Origin of the sequence: Chryseobacterium sp. Leaf404, from assembly GCF_001424145.1 — a bacterium.
GTDB lineage: Bacteria > Bacteroidota > Bacteroidia > Flavobacteriales > Weeksellaceae > Chryseobacterium.
Genome location: NZ_LMQM01000010.1, coordinates 827135 through 850761 on the forward strand (window position 1 = coordinate 827135; position 23627 = coordinate 850761).

The window sequence follows — 23627 nt, forward strand, 5'->3', positions numbered from 1 at the left end:
GTTTAATTTTTCTCTATCTTACTTCTGTCTTGTAAAAACAGCTTCTTTAAATGTATTTGCCCGGTTCACACATTTATCATCAACAGATGAAAAATGGATATTTTCTCCCATAATCTCAAAAGTGTAATTTCCTTTTGCACCTACTGCGCAGGGCGGTCCGCCGGAAACCTTTTCAAAAAAAATATCATTTCCATTTTGAGTCTATTTCATACTTTCAATCATCGCATCTTTTAAATAAGCTTCGCAATGTGTTTTGGTAAATTTCACCACAATTTCATTCGGTTCGGGGATATTTGCCATCCCTTTCCAGGAGGTCTCTTCTAAAGATTTTGTTTTTTCGGAATTACAGGAGAGATTGAATCCCAACGACAGGAAAAAAAGCCGAAATAATTAATAATTTTAAAGTTTTCATAGTATTTTTTTTAAAATTAATTGAATAAAAATATAATTAATTTCTTTAAAAAACTATTTATAGAAAAATTAAATTATTCCACAGCAAATCATTTGACTTTATAAATTATTGATAATGCTGGAAAATTCCCCGATCGGAAGCCGTCCAGAATGCAGCTTTTTGTCCGGCAGCTTTCAGGGCATCATTTGACCACGTGTTGCAGGTGTACAGAAAACTGTAAGTTCCTTTTGCATCGTAGAAGGCATCATTATCATCGTAAACTGCATCGGTTTTTATAAACATATAATTTCCTTTGGCATCTTTATCGAATTTAGCATCAACAAAATTCACCAAATCCTGATATTGTTTTTCAGAAATCATTATTTTTTTGCAGTCGTCTGCTTCTTTCATTTCATTGTAAAAACTGCAGTGCATAGCAGATTCACTCAACCAGAAAGCTGCCTTGAAAGCCGTTGAAGCTTTAAGGTCTGCCCACGTTGGCGTATCCAGATAAAAACCCTTGTCACCCCATCCTATTCCCACATATTTATAGTCAGTTTTCTTTGATTTCACGTTTTCAAAACTGATTTTTTCGCTCCAGTCTTTAATATTATTTTTCACAGGCATCACAATATCTGTATGCACGCCGTTGGTGTAGATGTAGATCGGGATATTTTTAGGATCGTTGGTTTTCTTTTCTGAAATTTCAATGTATGGTAAAAGCCACGCCAACATAGCATAAAGGACAATAATACCTAACAATATTCCTATTACTTTTAACAGAATAAAGATCATTTTTTTCATCTTGAATTATTAATAAAATTTCACAAATAGTTTTACACGAAAAGTTTTGCGAAAAGATGAGAATTTTTTATCTTTAGAAAACAAATCTCCACAAATATGCAGAAAAAAAGCAAATCTCAGAAAAAATTTAAGTTAAGAGTGAAAATTGCGCCAAAAAGAAAGCAGACAAGACGCTGATTTTTTTCTTACTTAATTCTTTACCTGGCCAGATAAATTCTTTTTTCTACGTTCTCTGAAAGGGAACTGACAATATCAAAAAATATTGTCAGGAATTTTAACCCCTTTTATTTTTACACAAAAAACTGTCTTTCAGCAGTTTTCAGGGAATTGTCTCCCTAAAAATCTCCGCAATAATCATTTTTAATATTTTTTTAATCTTTAGTTTAAATTCAAAATTAAAGCATTATCTACCTTTGTCCCCGGAATGAAAAGAAGTCTCTACCAATATTTTTTCTTTTTACTGCTTGTGATTCTGGCTTGCGGAGGCACGGGTTCTCTGCACAGTCGCAAACACGTCGCACAGGCATTTTCCAAAAAAGAGATTCCTACTTTCCGCAGTGCATCTGCAGAAAAAAAACAGCATTCCCAACACAATAAATTTGCAGTTCCGCACAGAAGTTCTTCTCAATACACACGAGATTATCCTCAGCAGCAGAACATTTTAGGGGAACCGACAGACTATGATTCTGAGGAAGAAGATAGTTCTGAAACAGAATCCAATTCCGAACTTTCAAAAATTGCAAAAGCAGATCTGCGGACTGCCATTTTTGCATTTGTCAATACATTTCACACCAACAAAAGTGCGGTTTACTTTGCACATTCAGATTTTCAAAACTTTCCTGTAGATCCACTGTATATTCAGTACAGCGTTTTCAGATTGTGATTTCATGAGTATTTTTTACTAAAACTTTCCTGCACATCAATATCTGGTGTCGCAGAAGTATTCTCAATTTATTTCAAATAATTTACCGTAAAAAAAACTTACTCATGATAATGGTTAAGAAAAGTCTTATGTATGTAAGCATGTGTCTGTCTTTGGTTTTGGCAAGCTGTCATTCTGAAAAAGAGGAAAAAACCGAAGCGACGACCTACAAAATTACAAGTCCTCTCGTACAGGACACACTCATCGATAAAGCCTACGTGGCGCAGATCCGTTCTATCAATCACATCGAGCTTCGGGCTCAGGAAAAAGGTTATATTCAAAAAGTGTACGTTGACGAAGGTCAGTTTGTACAGAAAGGTCAGATCCTTTTTAAAATTCAGGCAAATCTCTATCAGGCAGATGTAAGCAAAGCTCAGGCAGAAGCCAGATATTCGCAAATTGAATATCAAAACACTCAAAATCTTGCCGATAAAGATATTGTTGCTCCTCAGGAAAAGGCAATGGCAAAAGCAAGATACGAAAAAGCTCAGGCAGAAGTTGCCACGATGCAGACGCACCTTCAGTTTACAGAAATCCGTGCTCCGTTCAGCGGAATCGTTGGTCGTTTTCACGTGAGAGTAGGAAGTCTTGTCGATGACGGTGATTTGATTACCGAACTTTCAGACAACAGCAAAATGTGGGTTTACTTTAATGTTCCTGAAGCTGAATATTTAAGCCAGTTGGGAAACAGTAAAAATGGAGAAAAGCTTCACGTAAAACTTCAGATGGCAAATGGTGAAATGTTTCCGCAGGAAGGAATCGTGGAAACCATCGAATCAGATTTCGACAATGAAACCGGAAATATCGCCTACAGAGCAACATTTTTAAACCCAGAAAAACTCCTGCGTTACGGACAGACCGGAAACATCATGATCACCACTCCATTCAAAAATGCGATGTTGATTCCTCAAAAAGCAACTTATGAAGAGCTTGAGAAAAAATACGTGTACGTCATCACAAAAGACAACGTTGTAAAAGCCCGTGAAATCAAGGTTGCTGCAGAACTTCCGCATATCTACGTCGTACAGTCCGGATTGCAGAAAGATGACAGAATTTTACTGGAAGGTTTGAGAATGGTTTCAGAAAACCAGAAAATCAAAACCCAGTTCATCGCTCCACAGAAAGTATTGTCAAATCTTGATCTGTACGCAGAGTAACCAAATCAGAAAATCATGTTTAAAAAAATAATACACAGACCGGTATTTGCAATAGTAATATCGGTGATCATCCTCTTTGTAGGTGGTCTTTCTATAAAACAGCTTCCCACTGAACAGTTTCCGCAGATTGCCCCGACTACCGTTGCTGTAACTATAGCTTATCCAGGTTCAAGTGCTGATGTCTTGGTTAAATCTTCTTTAATTACCATAGAAAACGCCATCAATGGAGTCCAGGGAATGCGTTATGTAACGAGTGACGCAACAAGTGCCGGTGAAGCTACCGTCAACGTAGTTTTTGAGCCGGGAACAGATCCCAACCAGGCGGTAGTTTTGGTTAAAACAAGAATTGATCAGGTGATGCCGCTTCTTCCTATTTTGGTACAGAAAGAAGGTGTTGTGGTAAACCCGATTCAACCAAGTATGTTGATGTATGTGAATCTTTACAGCAAAAACAAAAGCATGGACGAAAAGTTTCTTTACAACTATGCTACAGTCAATATTATTCCTGAAATCAACCGTATTCACGGGATTGCAAAATCCCAGATTTTGGGAAGCCGAAGATATGCGATGCGTATCTGGCTTAATCCCGACAGAATGCGTGCTTATGATATTTCGACGGATGAAGTGATGAAGGCTATTGGCGAACAGAGCATCATCGGACGTCCCGGAAGAATTGGGCAAAGTTCGGGAATTGAAGCCCAGTCTTTAGAATATGTTCTAACCTACAAAGGTCAGTACAACACTCCTGAACAGTACGAAAACATTATCGTACGAGCCAATTCTGAAGGTGAAAATGTAAAATTAAAAGACGTTGGAAAAGTTGAGCTGGGAAGTGAATTTTTTGATATTTATTCTAATCTTGACGGTCATCCTTCCGCTTCAATCGTTTTAAAGCAAAACTACGGAAGTAATGCCAATGACGTTATTAAAGAGGTAAAAGCCAAACTTGAAGAAATGCGTCCGAACTTCCCACCAGGCGTAGATTACAAAGTTTCTTACGACGTTTCTCAGTTTCTTGATGCTTCTATTGAGCAGGTTGTTCATACCTTGAGAGATGCATTTATCCTGGTTGCCATCGTGGTTTTCATCTTTTTAGGTGACTGGAGATCAACTCTGATTCCCATTATCGCCGTGCCGGTTTCATTAATTGGAGCATTCTTTTTCATTCAGTTGTGTGGATTATCAATAAACTTAGTAACACTTTTCGCACTGGTTTTAGCCATCGGAATTGTGGTGGATGATGCCATCGTCGTCGTCGAAGCCGTTCACGCGAAAATGGAAGAGAAACATCTCACACCGTATCTGGCTGTAAAAGAAGTAATGGGAGAAATTTCGGGAGCGATTATCGCAATTACTGCAGTAATGGTTTCGGTATTCTTACCGATTTCATTTATGACAGGACCTGTGGGAACTTTCTACCGTCAGTTTTCAATAACGATGGCGAGCGCAATTGTGATTTCAGCAGTAGTTGCTTTAACGCTTACTCCTGTTCTTGCAGCAATGATTTTAAAGAATAATCACGGTCAGGAAAAGAAAAAGAATCTCTTCACAAAATTTATAGATTCTTTCAACAGAGGTTTTGATAAACTGACAGGAAAATACACTTCATTCCTGAGAAAAATTGTGAGCCGAAAAGGACTTACCTGGGGAATTCTTGCCGTTTTCTGTGTTGGAATATTTATCGAAAACAAAACGTTACCGGGAGGATTTATCCCAAGCGAAGATCAGGGAACCATTTATGCGATTATCCAGACGCCGCCGGGTTCTACTTTAGAGCAGACCAATAAGGTTTCGAGAGATTTACAGGCCATCTGTATGAAAGTTGACGGTGTAGAATCTGTTTCTTCACTTGCCGGTTACGAAATTATGACGGAAGGTCGTGGTTCGAATGCCGGAACGTGTCTGATCAACCTGAAAACATGGGGCGACCGTGAGCATTCTGTGAAAGAAGTAATGGAAGAAATGGAAGAAAAAACCAAAGGCCTGGGCGCCACTATTGAATTCTTTGAACCTCCTGCTGTTCCCGGTTTTGGATCGTCTGGCGGTTTTTCGATGAGACTTTTAGACATGAACAGAACTACAGATTATCAGGATTTTGATAAAGTTAATAAATCTTTCATTAAAGAACTTAAAAAGAGAAAAGAACTGACCGGAGTTTTCACTTTTTTCGCAGCCAACTATCCGCAATATGAATTGGTTTTCGATAATAATGCAGCGATGCAGAAAGGCGTTTCTATAGGAAAAGCGATGGAAAACCTGAATATTTTAGTGGGAAGTACCTACGAACAGGGCTTCATCAGATTCGGGCAATTCTTCAAAGTTTATGTACAATCCGGGCCGGAATTCAGAAAACTGCCTACAGATATTTTAAATCTTTATGTAAAAAACGACAGAGACGAAATGGTTCCCTACTCCGCCTTTATGAGCATGAAAAAAACGCAGGGTCCGAACGAAATCACACGCTACAACATGTACAATTCCGCAGCGATTCGTGGACTACCTTCTGATGGTTACACTACCGCAGATGCAATTAAAGCAATCAATGAAGTAGCCGCAAAAAATTTACCTCACGGTTATAAAGTGGCTTGGGAAGGACTTTCTTTTGACGAAGCTAAAAAAGGAAATGAATCTGTCTACGTCTTTTTAGTCGTTCTGATTTTCGTTTATCTGGTTTTGGCGGCGCAGTACGAAAGTTTTATTCTTCCGTTTGCCGTGATTTTATCGCTACCCGTCGGAATTTTCGGTTCCTTCTTTTTACTTAAAGCGATGGGACTTCAGAACGATATTTACGCACAGGTCGGGCTCATCATGTTGATTGGTCTCCTGGGTAAAAATGCAGTTCTAATCGTAGAATTTGCCGTCCATAAAAGGCAGGAAGGACTATCCATTTTTGAAGCAGCAATCGAAGGATCGAAAGCACGTTTCAGACCAATTTTAATGACCTCATTTGCATTTATTGCTGGTTTGATTCCCCTAATCTTTGCACACGGAGCGGGAGCCATAGGAAATCACACCATCGGAGCATCTGCAATGGGCGGAATGGTTTTCGGAACCGTGCTCGGCGTTGTCATCATTCCTGGATTATACTATATTTTCGGAAAAATGGCTGATGGCAGAAAGATGATTAAAAATGAAGAATCATTACCTCTAACAGATGATATGATCCATTATGAATAAGAAAAACATATATAAAAACGCAGGTCTTGCAGTCCTGATGTTAAGTTTAGCTGCCTGCAAACCGATGGAAGTTGCGAAGCATGTTGAAAACAAAAACGTTCCGGAAAACTTCGGGACAGCAGTGAGCGACAGCACCAACACCGGAAAACTAAGCTGGAAAGAATATTTCGCTGACGAAAAACTGCAGAGTTTAATTGAAACAGCCTTGCAAAACAATCAGGAACTGAATATCACTCTTCAGGAAGTGGAAATGTCGAGAAATGAAATCCGTGCGAGAAAAGGAGAATATTTACCTTTTGTTGGCGGAAAAGCCGGAGCTGGCGTCGACAAAGTGGGTCGCTACACCAACATTGGCGCCATGGAAGCGAATACGGAAATCAGACCCGGAAAAGAAATGCCGGAACCACTTTTTGATTTCGGAATCGGTGCTTATGCCCATTGGGAAACCGATATTTGGGGTAAACTTCATAATGCAACGAGAGCACAGGTTCAGAAATACCTTTCAACGGTTGAGGGACGAAATTTTATGGTCACCAATATTATTTCTGAAATCGCCAATTCTTATTACGAACTTTTGGCCCTTGATAATGAATTAAAGATTCTGGAGCAAAATATTAAAATTCAGAATGATGCTTTTCGTGTTGTGAAAATTTTAAAACAAAATGCCAGAGGAAACGAGCTTGCCGTAAAAAGATTTGAAGCTCAGGTTTTGAAAACGCAAAGTATGCAGTTTGAAATCCGTCAGAAAATCACGGAGACTGAAAACAAGATTAATTATCTGGTTGGAAGATTTCCTCAGCATGTAGAGCGTTCTGAAGATCAGTTTGATAATCTTGTGCCACAGACTGTTTTTGCAGGAGTTCCATCAGATCTACTGGAAAACAGAGCAGATATCAAACAGGCTGAATTCCAGCTGGCAGCATCAAAATTTGATGTGAAATCTGCAAAAGCGAGATTTTATCCTTCATTAGATATTACTGCCGGAGTTGGTTTTAATGCTTACAATCCTGCTTATCTGTTCGATATTAAATCTTTGATTTTTAATCTTGTAGGCGACCTCACTGCACCGATTATTAACAGAAATGCGATAAAAGCGGGTTATGCGAATGCCAATGCGAGACAGATCCAGGCAGCATTTGAGTATGAGCAGAAAATACTGAATGCTTATGTGGAAGTAACCAATCAGCTTTCTAATATCAAAAATCTGCAGAGCAGTTATGAGCTGAAATCTCAGGAAGTGGACGCTTTAACCAAGTCTATTGACATTTCAAATGACCTTTTCAAATACGCAAGAGCCGATTATATGGAAGTTTTACTTACCCAAAGAGATGCGCTTGAAGCTAAGTTTGAACTGGTAGAAACTAAAGTTGAACAGCTGAAGGCAACTGTAAATTTATACAGAAGTTTAGGTGGCGGATGGGATCAGCAACCCGTTCAGAACCCGAACATTATCAAAAGGTAATTTCATCATTATCATTGTTTTTTTTTCGTAGCTGTCCTGATGTATTGGGGCAGCTTTTTTATGTTCTTTTGTCTTGAAACAAAAGAACCAAAAGTTCAAGACTTGGAAACTGCGGCTAAAATTTCAAATTATTTTCTAAAATTTCCAAACTCGGCCGGAAACAACGTCTTGAAATCATTAAGAAATATTTTTGCCGCCACTCAAACAGTGGAAATTTCTTAACGAAAATAATTCAAAATTTCTTAACGCCTTCGCTTCCTATGTCGTTAAAACTACGTGAAAAGACTTGAGAATTTGAATCTTATATACTAAACTATATTTACACCTCACTTAAAATTTGCTCGTAAACCCTTAATAAAACTTAAGAATTTAATGACCTTAATGGTTTAAAATTATTCAAATTGAATTACCATTTAAAAACTCAATATTCCTTTTCAGACCCGCAAATTTTGTACGTTTTACGGGAGATTTTCTGAAGATTTCAGAGAATAATTCCTGAGTAATTTCCTTCCACTCGCCTTTTTTCAGGTTTTTAAGGAAATCATTCGGTTTAAATTTAGGCTGACTGTGCGGAGCGGCAAAACGGTTCCACGGACAAACATCCTGACAGACATCGCAGCCAAACATCCAGTCATCCATTTTATCTTTAAAATAATCGGGGATTTCGTTTTTTAATTCGATAGTCGCATAGGAAATACATTTGCTGCCGTCAATAAGTTTTTCAGAAATAATAGCATCCGTTGGGCACGCATCGATACATTTTCTGCAGCTTCCGCAATGATCGGTGGTTGGATGATCAGATTCAAGTTCGAGATCGCAGATAATTTCAGCTAAAAAGTAAAACGAACCGCTTTGTTTTGTTATTAAATTCGCATTTTTCCCCACCCAGCCAATTCCTGATTTTCTTGCCCAGCTCCGTTCCAAAACAGGCGCTGAATCTACAAAAACACGAAAAGAAAATTCACCTATTTGTTCCTGAAGTTCAGCAACCATATCCCTTAAAATTTCCTTGATTACTTCGTGGTAATCTTCAGCATATGCATATTTTGAGATTTTAAAATTGTCTAAAGTGGAAATTTTTTCTTCAGGAAAATAATTATAAGACAATGAAATAACAGATTTCGCACCCTCCACCAATAATCTCGGATCAAGCCTTTTGTCGAAATGATTTTCCATGTATTTCATCTCGCCGTGGTAGTTATTTTTGAGCCAGTTTTCGAGTGGTCTGGCTTCCTCTTCAAGAAATTCTGCCTTCGAAATGCCACAATCCTGAAAGCCAAAACTTTTTGCTTTGGATTTGATGAGCTGACTGTATTTTTCGGCGTTGGCATTCATTATTTACCTTGCAAAACTAAGATTATTTTATAAATTTGTGTGACTTTGATTTTACATAAATTAAAGCATCCACAAAAATCATTTTATCAACATTAAATATACTAAAATTATGTCATTAGAAGAAGTAATAAAATCCGGAAACTACGCATTAATAGACGTTCGTGAACCTATGGAACTGGAAATGGACGGAAACATCGAAGGTGCTAAAAATATCCCTTTGGGCGAAGTGGAAGACAGACAGGATGAAATTCTTTCTATCGAAAAACCGGTCATCCTTTTCTGCAGAAGCGGAAACAGAAGCGGAAAAGCTTTGGAATACCTGAATTCTCAGGGTTTGAAAGAAGGTTACAACGGTGGCGGATGGGCTGATTTGAAATCGGCTTTGTAAAAATGTAAAGGGAATTGAAAGGTTCCTTTTTTTGTTTAAAATACCCGCGATAAACCTTGTCAAGATTAATCTACAGACTGATTATAACCTTGACAAGGTTTTTTAAAACCATAACTTCTTTTCAATGAAAATCCACACAAGTCTGATGAAAATAATCTACAGGGTTCAAAAAAATCATTCCTGAAATTTTATTTTTGACTTGTCAATAACAATATTTAAATTCTGTGGTTCTACAGCTTCCAAACTCAGCTGAACTTCTGCATCGCCAAATCGGTTTAAGGCACTTTTCACAATATAGAACAAAAGCGGATTTATGAAAAAAAACCGCTTTTTAAGCTTTTAATTACAAAGTTTCTTTCAGCCAGTCAAAAAATTCTCTCTGCCAAACCAAACCGTTTTGCGGATGAAGTACCCAGTGGTTTTCGTTCGGGAAATAGACGAATTTTGATTTTAACCCTCTCAGTTTTGCTGCCTGGAAAGCTTCCTGACCTTGCTCATATCCAACTCTGAAATCAATTCCGCCTTGGAAAATCATGATGGGTTTGTTCCATTTATCTACAAAATTGCTTGGATTAAATTCTGTGTAGGCTTTTGGTAAAGGTTTTTCCCACGGAGAGCCTAAATCCCAGTTGGCAAACCAAAGTTCTTCGGTCGTTAAATACCATGATTTCATATCAAACAATCCGTCGTGAGCAATGAATGTTTTAAATCGGTTATTATGAACTCCTGCCAACATAAAAACGCTGTAACCACCGTAACTTGCGCCAACTGCCGCTACTCTATCACCGTCAACATACGGTAAAGTTTTGGCAAAATCTGTCGCTGCCAAATAATCTCTGATCGGTTGTCCGCCCCAGTCTCTGGAGATTTCTTCGTTCCATTTTGTTCCCCACCCCGGCATTCCGCGGCGGTTTGGTGCTACCACGATGTATCCGTTGGCTGCCATTAATGCAAAATTCCATCTGGTGCTGAAAAATTGTGTTAATGCTGATTGTGGCCCACCCTGACAATACACTAAAGTTGGATATTTTTTGTTTGGATCAAAATTCGGCGGGTAATGAAACCATACGCCCATTTCTTTTCCGTCTGTGGTTTTCACCATTTTCAGTTCAGATTTTCCCTGTGCTAATTTTGTATAAGTATCTTTATTGGCGTCGGTAATCTGCTTTAATTCTCCGTTTTTAAGGTTGACCGAGAAAATTTCTGACGCGTGATTGATGTCTGTTTTAGAAACTAAAAGCGAACTCTTCTGGTCTGCAAAAATTTCATTCACATCAAAATCACCTTTAGTAATCTGCTGAACTTTTGAATCTTTAGGATTTAAAGAAAACAACTGCTTTGTACCTCTGAAAGCCGCTGTAAAATAGATTGATTTTGAATCGCCGCTCCAGAACACATCTCCCGTCACAGATTCGTCCCAGGCTTTTGTAAGGTTTGATAACTTCCCTGATTTCCAATCCATCATTTTGATATCGTTTTTATCAGCTTCGTAGCCATCTCTCTCCATACTCTGCCAAAGCAAAGATTTTCCGTCCGGACTGAATTTCGGATTCACATCATATCCTTTATTCGTTTCAGTTAAATTTTTAGTTGTTCCTGAAGCCAAATCGTAGGCAAAAATATCAGTGTTAGTACTGGTAGAATATTCTTTACCGCTTTTTGGTTTTGTCACATATAAAAGTTGAGTAGAATCCGGACTGAAAACGAAATCTTCAGCTCCACCGAAAGGTCTTTGTGGTGAATCCCAGGTTTTTCGTTCCAGCAAATCTTTTGCTGAATCTACAGTTGCAGAAGTATTCACTACAAAAACATGATTGTATTTTCCTTCATTGAAATAATCCCAATGCCTGTGATTCAAATCGGTATACACCTGCGCAGTCGTTTTTGGAGTATCGGAATATTTATCTTTTCCCATTAATTTTTCAACCAAAACCTGTTTGCTGAACGCAATCTTCTTGCCGTCCGGAGAAATAACAATATTGTCCACCTCGCCGATGGTGTAAAATTCTGTCCATGTTTTTCCACTGTCTTTAGAAAGGGATATTTTGTCACCTTCCTGAGCGTACAAACCGTTTTTATCCCACTGCACGAGTGCTTTTTTACCTAAATCAATTTTGGAAGACTGATTATTTACGGCATTCAAAAAATAGCTTTCGTTTTTTGTTTTTTCAGTTTTTAAATCGACCTGTCCGACTTTGTACATCAGTGAATTGTGGTCCGGAGAAACTGCCTGAACTCCAACTTTCTTTAAAGTCCAGAGAATTTCAGGAGTCATTACTTGTTGTGCATTCATTAAAAGAGGTGCTGCCAAAGCGAGCAGACTGTGTTTTAATTTCATAAAAGAATCATTTTAAAAGAATTTCAGAATTTTCATTCATCAATTCATATTAATTTCAAAGAAGGCCAAAGTTAATGTTTAAAATAAAATTGAGCGAGGAAATTGTGGATTTAGTTTAGTTTGAACATTAATTTCAACCAACCATATTCGCGAATATTACTGACAAATTTAAAAAACCCTGCCAGCGTTTTGATCGCTGGCAGGGTTGTATCATATTAGAAATGTATCTAAATTATTTAATCCTTGTCAGCAAACATTGAATTCGCCAAAGATGTAATGATAGAAAGCAAAATACTGAAAATAAATGCCCACCAAAAGCCATCGACTTTCATGAAATCAATGAAATAATCAGCAACTAAAATAATAATTGCATTAATGACCAAAGCGAAAAATCCGAGTGTAATAATCGTTAACGGAAGACCGAAAAGACTGAGAATAGGTTTTAAAATTAAGTTTAAAACGCCTAAAACAATGGCAAATATTACCGCCCCGCCAAAACCGTCAAAATGCACACCTGATAGCACTTTTGTCAGTAGAAATGCTACGATTGCGGTGATGAAAAGTCGGATGATTATGTTCATATTTTTATGTTTAAATTTATTTTCAGTTAGCCAAAATTTCATCAAAATTAATTACCCCAACCCTAAAGGGAGTAATTTTGATGAAATTTTTTAAGATATTTTTCCACCCTTTAGGGTTGGGGTAAAGAAAAATGTCTTGAAAATTTGTTAAAGATTTTTTTGACAGTCTTAACAAGATTTATTCCAATAGTCTGCTTTAATTTTATTTAATTTTCATCATCGTAACCAAAGACGTTGCGACATGGCTTTCAGTAGAATCATCTTCATTCACGGTATAAATTTCAGTTCGGATGACACTTATTTTAGTTCCTCCTTTTACGACAAACGCTTTTGAAACCAACGCATCGCCGATCGCAGGACGAAGATAATTTACTTTCAATTCGACTGTCACCACATAGGCATCTTCGGGATAATGGCTTACCGCTGCGTAACCAGAAGAAACATCTACCAAAGACGCAATCATTGCACCATTGAACATTCCGGCAGTTCGGGTCATCATTTCCATTTTTGGAATTTTAATGGAGACGAAATCGGTTTCTACTTCCAGAAGTTCGGCATTGTAGAATTTCAACGTTTCTGAACGGTTGAAACTGTCGGTGATGAGTTTTATTTTTTCGGGAGTCATGCTGGGTTGGAGTGTTTGAGTATTAATGCAAATTTCTATAATTTATTTTAAAATAGTTTACTTATTTTTGTTGAATTCCTAAAAATTTGTTTCACTTGAACCAAAACTTTAAATGAAAAATTTACTTTTATTATTTTCAGTATTCACTTTAATCGGTTGCAAAAAAAATCCAAATAGAATTGAAGAGATGAATGCAAATGGTGGTAAGAATTATATTAAAAAACACTTCAAAAATAATTCAAAAGTAAAGTTGGAAGTGTTTGATAAGGAAACAGATTTAGTAATAACTGAAACTGATTTTAAAGACAGTCTTATCGTAAAACTTATTGAATATTATCCAAATAAAAAACCGAAAATCATTGCTAAAATACTTAAAAATCCAAATGTTTTTAATGGAGAGTGCTATTTAGAAAATGGAAAAAAGGAAAGCGAAGGTTCATTTTTCTATAATTATAAGAAAGGAGAATTAGTTAGGGTAAGTGATTGGATTTTTTACAATCCGAATACACAAGAAGCAGATTCAATCTGTAATTATTTCAGTAATGGAGACATTTCTGTTCTCACAAAGGTTGACAGAGTGTCCAGTGACAAAATAGTGACAATTCAATATTTCAAAATTAAAAATTCTAAAAATTCTAATGAATTGGAAATTGAAAAAGTACAATAACCCACTAAAAAGATAACTGGCGCAAAATGCAAGCTACAACAAAATCCCCTACCTTTGCAAAATGGAATTAGAAGCTATTTACAAAAAACTGCAGATTCAGGATATGAATCAGATGCAGAAATCTACATATAAAACTACCGAAAACAATACAGATGTTGTTTTACTTTCGCCTACCGGTTCGGGGAAAACGCTTGCTTTTTTGTTTCCGGTTCTTAGAAATTTGAAGAAAGAAGCTACGGGAATTCAGGCTGTCATTCTTGTTCCGTCCAGAGAACTGGCTTTGCAGATTGAGCAGGTTTTCAAATCGATGGGTACCGATTTTAAGGTGACGGTTTGCTACGGCGGTCACGATAAAAAGATTGAAATGAATAATCTAAAAGAAGCTCCTGCTGTATTAATAGGAACTCCCGGTAGAGTTGCATATCATCTTAAAAATAAAAACATTGAGGTAAAAACCATTAGAAATCTGGTTTTAGATGAGTTCGATAAAGCTTTGGAATTAGGCTTTCATGAAGATATGGAATACATTATCGAAAACATGTACAATCTTTACCAAAGAATCCTGACTTCAGCAACCTCAATGGATGAAATTCCGAAGTTTACAGGTTTAAAAGATGAAAAAATCGTTGATTTCTTAAAATTAGGAGAAAATAAACCTGATATTCAGCTGAGAAAAGTGATGACGCTTTCCGAGGAAAAACTCGAAACTTTATTTCATTTGATCTGTAAAATCGGAAATAAAAGAACGCTGATTTTCTGTAACCACAGAGAAACCGTTGACCGTATTGCCGATCTGCTTTTGGATAAAGGAATCGCCAGAGAAACTTTCCACGGGGGTATGGAACAGGACGAAAGAGAGCGCGCTTTGCTGAAATTCAGAAATGATACGGCGAGAGTTTTAATCACAACCGATTTGGCTGCACGAGGTTTAGACGTTCCTGAAGTTGAATCAATTGTTCATTACCAGTTACCGACCACAGAAGACGCTTTTATTCACAGAAACGGCCGTACTGCGAGAATGAATGCCAAAGGTTTTGCCTATTTGGTGATAACAGAAGATGAAAAATTCCCTTTCATCAGAAAAGATACGCCTGAAGAATCTGTAAAAGAATTTTCTAAAGTTCCTGCCAATCCGCCATTTCAGACGATATACATCAGCGCCGGAAAAAAAGATAAAGTAAACAAGGTAGATATCGTAGGATATTTACTAAAAAAAGGCGAACTGCAGAAAGAAGATTTAGGTCTTATTGAAGTGAAAGACACAACGTCTTATGTTGCAGTTTCCAGAACGAAAGTGAGAGATTTGCTTAAAAAATTAAGCACTGAAAAACTGAAAGGTAAGAAAGTGAAAATGGAGGTGGCTTACTAGGTTTAGTCTAAGGTTAAGGCTGATTAAAAGAACCTTAACCTTAACCTTAACCTTAACCTATTTCATAGCAGATGTTTTTGTAGGCAGAGTATAAACCGATTTTGAAGCTGTAATAAACAGAATATTATTTTTTTCTCCGCCAAAAGTTACGTTCCCTGTCCAATCTTCAGGAATTTTGATGTGGTGAACTTTTTCTCCCTTGTTATTAAAAACCGTAACGCCATCACCGGTCAGATATAAATTCCCTTGTTTGTCTAAAGTCATTCCGTCTGAACCTATGTCGCAGAATAATTTCTTTTCAGACAATTTTCCGTCTCCTAAAATATCGTAAACATAGATTTTTCCGGCATCAATATCTGAGACGTAAAGTTTCTTCAATTTGACACTTCCAATAATCCCATTGGGTTGTACATAAGTTTCCAGCTTAGAAATTTTTCCGCTTTTATTTCTGTAATATAAATTTTTCTCAGGAATTTCGACTTTGAAGTTTTCCCAGTAATCTCTTTTGTACAAAGGATCTGTAAAATAAATTCCTCCATTTCCATCCAGCCAGAGATCGTTTGGACCGTTTAATCGCTTTCCTTCAAAACCTCTGGATAAAACTTGAACAGATTTATCTTTTTTGATTTCCCAGATTTCACCTTCGTTATCTGAACAGGTAATTAAATTGTCGTTCTCATCAAAATAAGTTCCGTTGGCACGACCTGTTTTGTCTAAAAAGAGTTCGATTTTGTCTGTTTTCCAGTTCCATACAAAAATTTTGTCGTTAGGCTGATCCGTGAAATAGACATTTCCTGATTTATCGGCTGCGGGACCTTCGGTGAATTTAAACTGATCTGAAATTAATTTCGGTTCGGTGTTTTCAAACATAGCATTGTAATTTGTTGATTTGCAACTGAGAAATGCTAAAAACAAACCAATCAAGGCCGCTTTCATTATATTTTTCATTCTTCTGAATTTAAAGTTTACAATTTACGACTTGCGAAGTGGATTAAAAAATAATTACCTTTGAAAATTCTGATTCAGGCAAAAGAAGTGTTTCCCTTGAAAACTTTGTCAAAGTTATCAGCATCATGCAGAAACTTTGACAAAGTTGACAACGGCAGGAGCTCAAAAATCAAAATTAAGTTAATGAAGATCAATTTACCAGACAAACTCTACTACTCTATTGGCGAAGTCGCCAAGGCTTTTGACGTAAACACTTCATTGATAAGATATTGGGAGCAGGAATTCCCGATTATCAAACCCAAAAAGAACAAAAAAGGGAACCGCTATTTTACGCCTGAGGATATTAAAAATCTGCAGATCATTTACCATTTGGTTAAAGAAAAAGGATATACGCTGGATGGAGCAAAAATCGCACTGACGACCAATTCAAAAATCTCTGAAACCGTCACGCTTATCGACCGTCTGGAATTTGTAAAGGCTGAACTTTTGAAGCTCAAAGACTCTCTTACAGAAAAAGACGAAAGCTAAAATCCTGATATTTCCCGAAAATAAATCATCAGATAATGATTTTCGAATTAAAATAATTCTTAAATTTATTATATGATGCGAAAAAACTATTATACAAAGATTACAATTCTTGCAATGCTTCTGGCAATCCTTTCGATGTACAGTAAATACGCCGAAAGTAAGGATGAAAAATTCCCCGAACTTAGATTTACGACTGAAACTCCGGAATCAATACCTCTTTCTGAGTTTGATCCAAACGAATTATCAGCGGATCAGTGGCAAAAACTGGGATTTTCTGAGAAACAGACCGCTACAATTTTAAAGTATAAAGAAATTGTTGGCGGAAGATTTATTTCAAAAGAACAGCTTAAAAAATGTTATTCTATTTCTGAGGAAAAATTCAGTGACATTGAACCCTTCATTCAGCTTCCAGAAACCAATAAAGAGGGAAAACTCACCAAATTTGAAAACGGAAGTTTCAACAGGAAAGAGCTGAACATTACTGAAAAATTCAATCCTGATCATTATTCTCAATCGAATTGGGAACAAATGGGCTTTTCTGAAAAACAGGCTTCGGCAATTTTAAAATACAAAAATTATCTCGGCGGAAGTTTTGTGAGCAAAGAGAAATTCAAAGAATGCTTTATCATCAGCGATGAAAATTATCAGAAACTTGAGCCCTATCTCATTCTTCCGGCAAAAACTCCCGAAAATTTTGCTAAAAACAGATTTAAGAAAGATACCATTAGAGAAAAAATTAACTACAAACCTTTCAATCCCAACGAACTCGACCGTGCAGGCTGGGAAAATTTAGGTTTTTCTGAAAAACAGGCGAATGTAATTGTCAATTACCGTGACAGAAATCTCAAAGGCAGTTTCAAAAGTTTGGATGATATTAAAAACTGTTTCGTCATTAATGAAGATAAATTCAATGAGATGAAACCTTACATCAAGCTTTCTCAGGTAAAAAATGATTCAAAATCTGAAAATTTTAAAGAGACCGATTTCACAAAAACAGATTTAAATTCAATTACATTTAAACAACTTCTAGAGTACGGTTTTGATGAAAAAGCAGCCGGTTCGCTTGTCGGTTTTCGAAAAAAACTTGGCGGATTTGTTACGAAAGAACAAATTCTAGACACTTATAATATTGATAAGGAACTGACTCACAAACTGGTGACTTCAGCACCTCTTGATGTTTCTAAGGTGCAGAAATACTCACTTGCAGAAGCACCGGAAGAATGGCTGAAAAATCATCCTTATTTTAAATATTCTGCAGATAAGATTATCTATTACCGAATAAGCAATCCCGACGACAGGAAAATCTGGAAATTCATCAAAGTGAAACCTGAATATGAAGCGAGGATGAGGCTTTACGTAAAATAAAATTGGCTTTAGATTTGATTTCATTTTTCAACTCACAATCAAACAATATGATTACGAAAATAATTTTATGCTTAGGCATTTTACCTGGTATAGCTTTCTCAATGCCAAGTGACTTTAAGACAACTTCAAAATATGAAGTTACCACTCAGAAACAGGAGAAAGTACCCAAAACGGTTATTATTAAAACTAAAAAGTTTAAAATAAAAATTGACAAACAACCCAATGGAAATTATCTCTATCAATCCTGGGGAGCTAGTACGAAAATATCTGCCAAGCCAGCGATGATTATTTCCGACGGAGATGTCATTCCGGATGGATCAGGAGGAAATTATTATTTTGAATTTAATAATAACGGAACACTTTATCAGGTTTGGAGAAATTATCTTACAAGTTCATCTAAAAAAGCACCGTACACATTGGTTGTAATAGATAACAACGGTGAAACCATCGTAAGACAGCATGCGCAGGTTGTAAAAAATTAATTTTAAACAAAATCAAATAATAATTCCTAATTTCACGATTAGGAATTATTTATTTTAATCAAATCAAATGAATTTTACATTAAAGGCAAATTTAATAGACATCATTTCCAGGGAAATTTTTCCTGCAGAAATATCTGTGGATAACCGAAGAATAGCTTCAATACAAAGGATTGACGAGCAATTAGACTCGTACATTCTTCCTGGATTCATCGATGCGCACGTTCACATTGAAAGCAGCATGCTCGTCCCTTCAGAATTTGCCAGAATTGCCGCAAAACACGGTACTGTAGGAACTATTTCTGATCCCCATGAGATTGCCAATGTCTTGGGCGTTTCGGGTGTTGATTATATGATTGAAAATGCCCGGAAAGTTCCGTTTCATTTTTATTTTGGAGCTCCGTCCTGTGTACCGGCAACGAATTTTGAAACTGCGGGAGCTGTAATTGATGCTGATGACATTAACAAATTATTGGACAGAAAAGAAATCGTTTACCTGGCTGAAATGATGAATTTCCCTGGGGTAATTTATAAGGATGAAGAGGTTTTAAAGAAAATAGATTTTGCCAAAAAAAATAACAAACCTATTGACGGTCACGCTCCAGGACTAATGGGTGAAGGTATGAAAACATATTTCGATGCCGGAATTACTACAGACCACGAATGTTTTGGCCACACCGAAGCTTTGGAGAAACTGAAACATGGTGTAAAAATTATGATCAGGGAAGGCAGTGCGGCAAAGAATTTTGATACTTTGATTCCACTTTTGAAAGATTATCCCGACCAGATCATGTTTTGCTGTGATGATAAACATCCCGATAATTTAATTGAATCTCATATCAATGACCATGTAAAACGCGCTTTAGCAGCTGGTCATAACTTATATGATGTACTTCGTGCTGCATCTTACAACGTAATTCAACATTATAATTTACCTATTGGCTTATTGCAGGTTGGTGACAATGCAGATTTTATTGAAATTGATAATCTGGAAGATTTTAATATTTTAAAAACCTACATCAAGGGAAAATTGGTTGCAGAGAACGGACAATCTTTCATTCAGTCTGTTGAAGCTCCGATTGTGAATAATTTCAACTGTAGTGTAAAGCAACCCTCTGATTTTAAAATTAAAACTCAAGGAGATATAATTCGGGTGATAGAAGCACTTGACGGGCAGTTGATCACGCATGAAATTCACGCACAATCACTTGAGAAAAATGGTTTTGCGGAATCCAATATTGAAGAAGATATTCTTAAAATTGCTGTAGTCAACCGATACAGTGATGTTCCTGCAGCCATAGCTTTTATTAAAAATATTGGTTTAAAAAGCGGAGCTATTGCATCTTGTGTTGCCCACGACTGTCACAATATTGTTGTCGTTGGAACGAATGATGATGACATTTGTAAAGCTGTGAACGCGATCATCGAAGCAAAAGGGGGAATTTCTTTAGCTACAGAAGCCGAAGAATTGGTCTTAGAATTACCCATTGCAGGAATAATGACTGACCTTCCTGCTGAAGAAGTGGCTGAATTGTATATTAAATTGGACAGAAGAGCCAAAGAATTGGGAAGCAAATTGAGAGCACCTTACATGAGTTTGTCTTTCATGGCACTTTTAGTTATCCCTGAACTGAAACTTAGTGATAAAGGTTTATTTAATGGTAAAAGTTTTGAGTTTACTGATGTTTTTGTGAAGTAAAAACTGATTTAGTAAAGTAAATAAAACACACTTACTCTCATCATACCCAGTTCAATAATAAAAAAATAAGAAATTATGCTAAAGTATTCATCGGTTTTTAAGTATGCGAAATATTGTTTGATTCTATTTTTTACTGCTTTGATATCATGTAAGCAAAACAAGAAATTGGAAATAATAAAGTCTATTCCAGAAGATGAAATATTATCATTAAAGTATGAAGTTTTAAATCAATTAATTAAAGAAGATAGTATTGCTTCACACTTTAATAATTTTGTTTACAGTAAAGGTACACTGCCTGTAACTATTATTAATGATATTGATGAAGAACGACCATTAGGACTAGACTTAAAATATGATTCGTTATTTAAAGCTGAGGATTCATCTTTTTACAAAACTCAGGAAAAAACTGACTACCGTTTTAAACTTGATTCATCAAAAATACATTCAAAAATACAATACGTAACAGCTGAAGAACTTTACAACATGAGAAGCAATGGAGTAGAAAAGTTTTGGACGAATTTTAATAAAAGATTTGAAGGTAAATGTGTGAAAGTATATTCAGTTCCTTTCTTCACGAAGGATAAAACTATTTGTGTAGTTCAAAATTCAACATCATGTGGAATTTTAGCTGCCGATGGATCTACTGCTATTTATAAAAAAGTTGACGGAAAATGGATAATCATCCGCTCTTACGACCATTGGGTAAGTTAAAAGAATGGTAGGATAAAATATAAAAATCCATTTCAAAATATTTGAAATGGATTCTTTTTTGTAATTACTTACAAACTTAATTATTAATATACTTCTCAAAAATTTTAGAAAAATCTTTCTGAGTATATCTGTCGAAACTGTTGGTGTTCCAGGCAAAAATATATTCGTTGATTGCCTTTAGTTCCTGACTTTTTGAAACGTTTTCCTGCTTTCCTGAAGCGACACTACCGATGGCTTTCAAAATACTGTCATTGGAAAAATTCAACAAAGAATGATTATGATGAACTTCCTGCTGAATCGCCAACAATGCCTTATACAAATCTTTCAGCTGATCAATCTGACCTTTCGCAACGCTGATCATTAAAGGGACATTCCCGATATTAAATGCAATTTCAGCATCCAAATCGATGGTACCCGCAGTTTGTAGAGTCACATTCGAGAATGGAAATTGATAGTATTCATATCTTCTCAGAATTCTTTTTCTGTCAATCGCACTTGCACCATCTATATGGATTAAAGCACGGTTGGTGAAGCAATATTCGTCTCTACGGGATTTAATCAAAAAGAAAATTTTCTCATTATCTTCAGATAGAATATAATCATCAGAATCTACTTTGTCATAATCCTGAGCGGGAATAATCTTACCAATATCTCCCAGTCCTAAAGCTTCCGCAGCTAATTTTTTAAACATAATTTTATTATAATTTGCAGTTTATTGATGGATAAAATTAAGAAAATATGTGAAATAAAAGAGAAAAATTGTTTAGGAAAAAACAAAAACCACAGACGAATCTGTGGTTTGAATATTTAGAATAAAAATTTCTAATTAAATGTGAATCACTTCACCATAAGCAGCTGCTGCAGCTTCCATAATCGCTTCAGAAACCGTTGGGTGTGGGTGAATAGATTTGATGATTTCGTGACCTGTAGTTTCCAGTTTTCTTGCTACAACAGCTTCAGCAACCATATCGGTAACGCCTTCACCAATCATGTGGCAACCTAACCATTCGCCATATTTAGCATCAAAAATCACTTTGATGAAACCATCTGTATTTCCGTTGGCAGTCGCTTTTCCGCTTGCAGAAAGAGGGAATTTACCAACTTTGATTTCATACCCTTTTTCTTTAGCCTGCTTTTCAGTAAGACCAACAGAAGCAACTTCAGGGTGACAATAAGTACATCCAGGAATATTGCCGTAGTCGATTTTCTCAACGTGCATTCCCTTAATTTTTTCTACACAAGTTATCCCTTCGGCAGAAGCAACGTGTGCCAAAGCCTGAGTCGGGATGATATCTCCAATTGCATAATAACCAGGTACTGAAGTTTCGTACCATTCGTTCACCAAAACTCTTCCTTTATCTGTCTGGATGCCCACTTCTTCAAGACCGATGTTTTCGATGTTGGCAGCGATTCCTACAGCAGATAACAATATGTCAGCTTCAAGGGTAATATTTCCTTTTGCTGTTTTTACAGTCGCTTTCACACCATTTCCGCTTGTATCTACGCTTTCAACAGATGCATTGGTCATAATTTCGATCCCTGTTTTTTTCAAAGATTTCTCTAAGTGTTTTGAGATTTCTTCGTCTTCCACAGGAACGATATTTGGTAAGAATTCAACAACAGTTACTTTCGTACCCATTGTGTTATAAAAATCAGCAAACTCAACTCCGATTGCTCCAGAACCTACAACGATCATAGATTTTGGTTGCTCAGGAAGAGACAATGCCTGTCTATATCCGATTACTTTTTTACCATCCTGTGGAAGGTTTGGCAATTCTCTTGAACGCGCTCCTGTAGCCAAAATAATATTAGTTCCTGTATATTCAGTTACTTTACCATCTTTATCTGTAACAGAAACTTTTTTACCTTTCTGAACTTTAGCAGTTCCAAGAATTACGTCGATCTTATTCTTTTTCATCAAGAATTCGATTCCTTTGCTCATTTTAGAGGCAACACCACGGCTTCTCTGGATCACATTCGGAAATTCAAAACTCGCTTCCACTTTGTTTAAACCATAATCTTCAGCATGATTGATGTAATGAAAAACCTGAGCAGATTTCAACAAAGCTTTCGTTGGAATACATCCCCAGTTAAGGCAAATTCCTCCTAAATTTTCTTTCTCAATAATTGCGGTTTTAAAACCCAATTGTGCCGCTCTGATTGCTGTAACATATCCACCAGGACCACTACCGATGACAATAATATCGTAATTCATTAGTTTAAAATTTTATGCGAATTTACGGAAAAAATATTGAATTTTTAGGTTTCTCAAAACAGTTCTTACAATGCTTTATTATTATGATTTTAATTTATTTAATTGAAAAAAGAGAACACATCTGCATTCTCTTTTTTCTGTTTTCATTTTAATTAAAAATTATCTAGCCGCTTTGAGTAATTTTTTCTCGTTCTGATATCTCAGATTTAGAGCTTTTATCTGCTCGGCTTTCATTTTTTTTGTTGCAACCGGATGACTCATAATTAACCGTTTTTCGTTTCTGTAACGCTTATTGAGTTCACTCGCTTTGCTGTTCGTAAATTGAGTTTTTGAAGGATGCACCGGCGCCGCAGGACGAGGTGGATGTCTCTGTGCTAAAGCTGTAGTAGATAATCCTACGATTAAAAGTGCTGATATTAAATACTTTTTCATGACTTTACATTTTAATAATTGAATCTCTTTTAAA

Annotated in this window: 21 protein-coding genes; 12 read left to right on the forward strand and 9 right to left on the reverse strand. The window is 36.4% G+C overall.

All coding sequences use genetic code 11. The features are described from left to right. Nucleotides 1-517 precede the first annotated feature (517 nt). Entirely contained in the window at nucleotides 518-1195 is a 678-nt protein-coding gene (locus ASG31_RS09510) for a TIGR02117 family protein (protein ID WP_056031164.1), read from the reverse strand. 424 nt (nucleotides 1196-1619) lie between these two features. On the opposite strand from ASG31_RS09510, the gene ASG31_RS09515 reads away from it, so the two are divergent. The 4 genes from ASG31_RS09515 (at nucleotide 1620) to ASG31_RS09530 (ending at nucleotide 7913) form a co-directional block, all read left to right on the forward strand. Beyond that, nucleotides 1620-2078 carry a hypothetical protein gene (locus tag ASG31_RS09515; protein ID WP_056031167.1) on the forward strand — a complete coding sequence of 153 codons (459 nt, stop codon included), beginning with the start codon at nucleotides 1620-1622 and terminating at the stop codon, nucleotides 2076-2078. 110 nt (nucleotides 2079-2188) lie between these two features. Continuing rightward, a complete protein-coding gene (locus tag ASG31_RS09520; protein ID WP_056031169.1) occupies nucleotides 2189-3274 on the forward strand; it encodes an efflux RND transporter periplasmic adaptor subunit in 1086 nt (361 codons plus the stop codon). Nucleotides 3275-3289: 15 nt separating this feature from the next. Next, a complete protein-coding gene (locus ASG31_RS09525) occupies nucleotides 3290-6451 on the forward strand; it encodes an efflux RND transporter permease subunit (protein WP_056031172.1) in 3162 nt (1053 codons plus the stop codon). Beyond that, a complete protein-coding gene (locus ASG31_RS09530; RefSeq protein ID WP_056031176.1) occupies nucleotides 6444-7913 on the forward strand; it encodes a TolC family protein in 1470 nt (489 codons plus the stop codon). The genes ASG31_RS09525 and ASG31_RS09530 overlap by 8 nt, the downstream gene beginning before the upstream one ends. Before the next feature lie 396 nt (nucleotides 7914-8309). Here ASG31_RS09530 and queG read toward each other — a convergent pair whose 3' ends face one another. Beyond that, nucleotides 8310-9248: a tRNA epoxyqueuosine(34) reductase QueG gene (gene queG, locus ASG31_RS09535; RefSeq protein WP_056031179.1), complete on the reverse strand. Its 939-nt coding sequence runs from the start codon at nucleotides 9246-9248 to the stop codon at nucleotides 8310-8312. Between the two features lie 109 nt (nucleotides 9249-9357). On the opposite strand from queG, the gene ASG31_RS09540 reads away from it, so the two are divergent. Then, entirely contained in the window at nucleotides 9358-9636 is a 279-nt protein-coding gene (locus ASG31_RS09540) for a rhodanese-like domain-containing protein (RefSeq protein ID WP_056031182.1), read from the forward strand. A 343-nt stretch (nucleotides 9637-9979) separates the two neighbouring features. Here the strand turns inward: ASG31_RS09540 and ASG31_RS09545 are convergent, their stop codons facing one another. From ASG31_RS09545 to ASG31_RS09555, 3 genes are all read right to left on the reverse strand, one after another. Beyond that, nucleotides 9980-11974 (reverse strand): S9 family peptidase, encoded by a 1995-nt coding sequence (locus tag ASG31_RS09545; protein WP_056031184.1) that lies wholly within the window; start codon nucleotides 11972-11974, stop codon nucleotides 9980-9982. Between the two features lie 236 nt (nucleotides 11975-12210). Next, nucleotides 12211-12555, reverse strand: coding sequence for a phage holin family protein (locus tag ASG31_RS09550; protein ID WP_056031432.1), 345 nt, complete (start codon nucleotides 12553-12555; stop codon nucleotides 12211-12213). Between the two features lie 202 nt (nucleotides 12556-12757). Then, nucleotides 12758-13180, reverse strand: coding sequence for a PaaI family thioesterase (locus tag ASG31_RS09555; protein ID WP_056031189.1), 423 nt, complete (start codon nucleotides 13178-13180; stop codon nucleotides 12758-12760). A 112-nt stretch (nucleotides 13181-13292) separates the two neighbouring features. Here ASG31_RS09555 and ASG31_RS09560 point away from each other — a divergent pair, with 112 nt between their 5' ends. Together ASG31_RS09560 and ASG31_RS09565 are read left to right on the forward strand one after the other, a co-directional pair. Further along, nucleotides 13293-13847: a hypothetical protein gene (locus tag ASG31_RS09560; protein WP_056031191.1), complete on the forward strand. Its 555-nt coding sequence runs from the start codon at nucleotides 13293-13295 to the stop codon at nucleotides 13845-13847. Between the two features lie 61 nt (nucleotides 13848-13908). Further along, nucleotides 13909-15216: a DEAD/DEAH box helicase gene (locus ASG31_RS09565; RefSeq protein ID WP_056031196.1), complete on the forward strand. Its 1308-nt coding sequence runs from the start codon at nucleotides 13909-13911 to the stop codon at nucleotides 15214-15216. 57 nt (nucleotides 15217-15273) lie between these two features. On the opposite strand, the gene ASG31_RS09570 is transcribed toward ASG31_RS09565, so the two are convergent. Next, entirely contained in the window at nucleotides 15274-16164 is an 891-nt protein-coding gene (locus tag ASG31_RS09570; RefSeq protein WP_056031199.1) for an SMP-30/gluconolactonase/LRE family protein, read from the reverse strand. Nucleotides 16165-16347: 183 nt separating this feature from the next. Between ASG31_RS09570 and ASG31_RS09575 the strand changes: the two genes are divergently transcribed. The 5 genes from ASG31_RS09575 to ASG31_RS09595 all read left to right on the forward strand — a co-directional run bounded on the left by ASG31_RS09575 (nucleotide 16348) and on the right by ASG31_RS09595 (nucleotide 20946). After that, complete coding sequence (locus ASG31_RS09575; RefSeq protein WP_056031435.1) at nucleotides 16348-16692, forward strand: MerR family transcriptional regulator; 345 nt, start codon at nucleotides 16348-16350, stop codon at nucleotides 16690-16692. Nucleotides 16693-16764: 72 nt separating this feature from the next. Beyond that, nucleotides 16765-18057 carry a helix-hairpin-helix domain-containing protein gene (locus ASG31_RS09580; RefSeq protein WP_056031202.1) on the forward strand — a complete coding sequence of 431 codons (1293 nt, stop codon included), beginning with the start codon at nucleotides 16765-16767 and terminating at the stop codon, nucleotides 18055-18057. 47 nt (nucleotides 18058-18104) lie between these two features. Further along, nucleotides 18105-18539: a hypothetical protein gene (locus tag ASG31_RS09585; RefSeq protein ID WP_131725528.1), complete on the forward strand. Its 435-nt coding sequence runs from the start codon at nucleotides 18105-18107 to the stop codon at nucleotides 18537-18539. Nucleotides 18540-18606: 67 nt separating this feature from the next. After that, nucleotides 18607-20235: an adenine deaminase gene (ade, locus tag ASG31_RS09590; RefSeq protein WP_056031214.1), complete on the forward strand. Its 1629-nt coding sequence runs from the start codon at nucleotides 18607-18609 to the stop codon at nucleotides 20233-20235. Nucleotides 20236-20400: 165 nt separating this feature from the next. Then, complete coding sequence (locus ASG31_RS09595; RefSeq protein WP_131725529.1) at nucleotides 20401-20946, forward strand: hypothetical protein; 546 nt, start codon at nucleotides 20401-20403, stop codon at nucleotides 20944-20946. 76 nt (nucleotides 20947-21022) lie between these two features. On the opposite strand, the gene ASG31_RS09600 is transcribed toward ASG31_RS09595, so the two are convergent. The 3 genes from ASG31_RS09600 to ASG31_RS09610 form a co-directional block, all read right to left on the reverse strand. Next, nucleotides 21023-21637, reverse strand: a complete 615-nt coding sequence (locus tag ASG31_RS09600; protein ID WP_056031220.1) for a PH domain-containing protein — start codon at nucleotides 21635-21637, stop codon at nucleotides 21023-21025. Between the two features lie 135 nt (nucleotides 21638-21772). Beyond that, a complete protein-coding gene (lpdA, locus tag ASG31_RS09605) occupies nucleotides 21773-23161 on the reverse strand; it encodes a dihydrolipoyl dehydrogenase (protein WP_056031223.1) in 1389 nt (462 codons plus the stop codon). Nucleotides 23162-23320: 159 nt separating this feature from the next. After that, nucleotides 23321-23593, reverse strand: a complete 273-nt coding sequence (locus tag ASG31_RS09610; RefSeq protein ID WP_056031225.1) for a hypothetical protein — start codon at nucleotides 23591-23593, stop codon at nucleotides 23321-23323. Nucleotides 23594-23627: the final 34 nt, after the last annotated feature.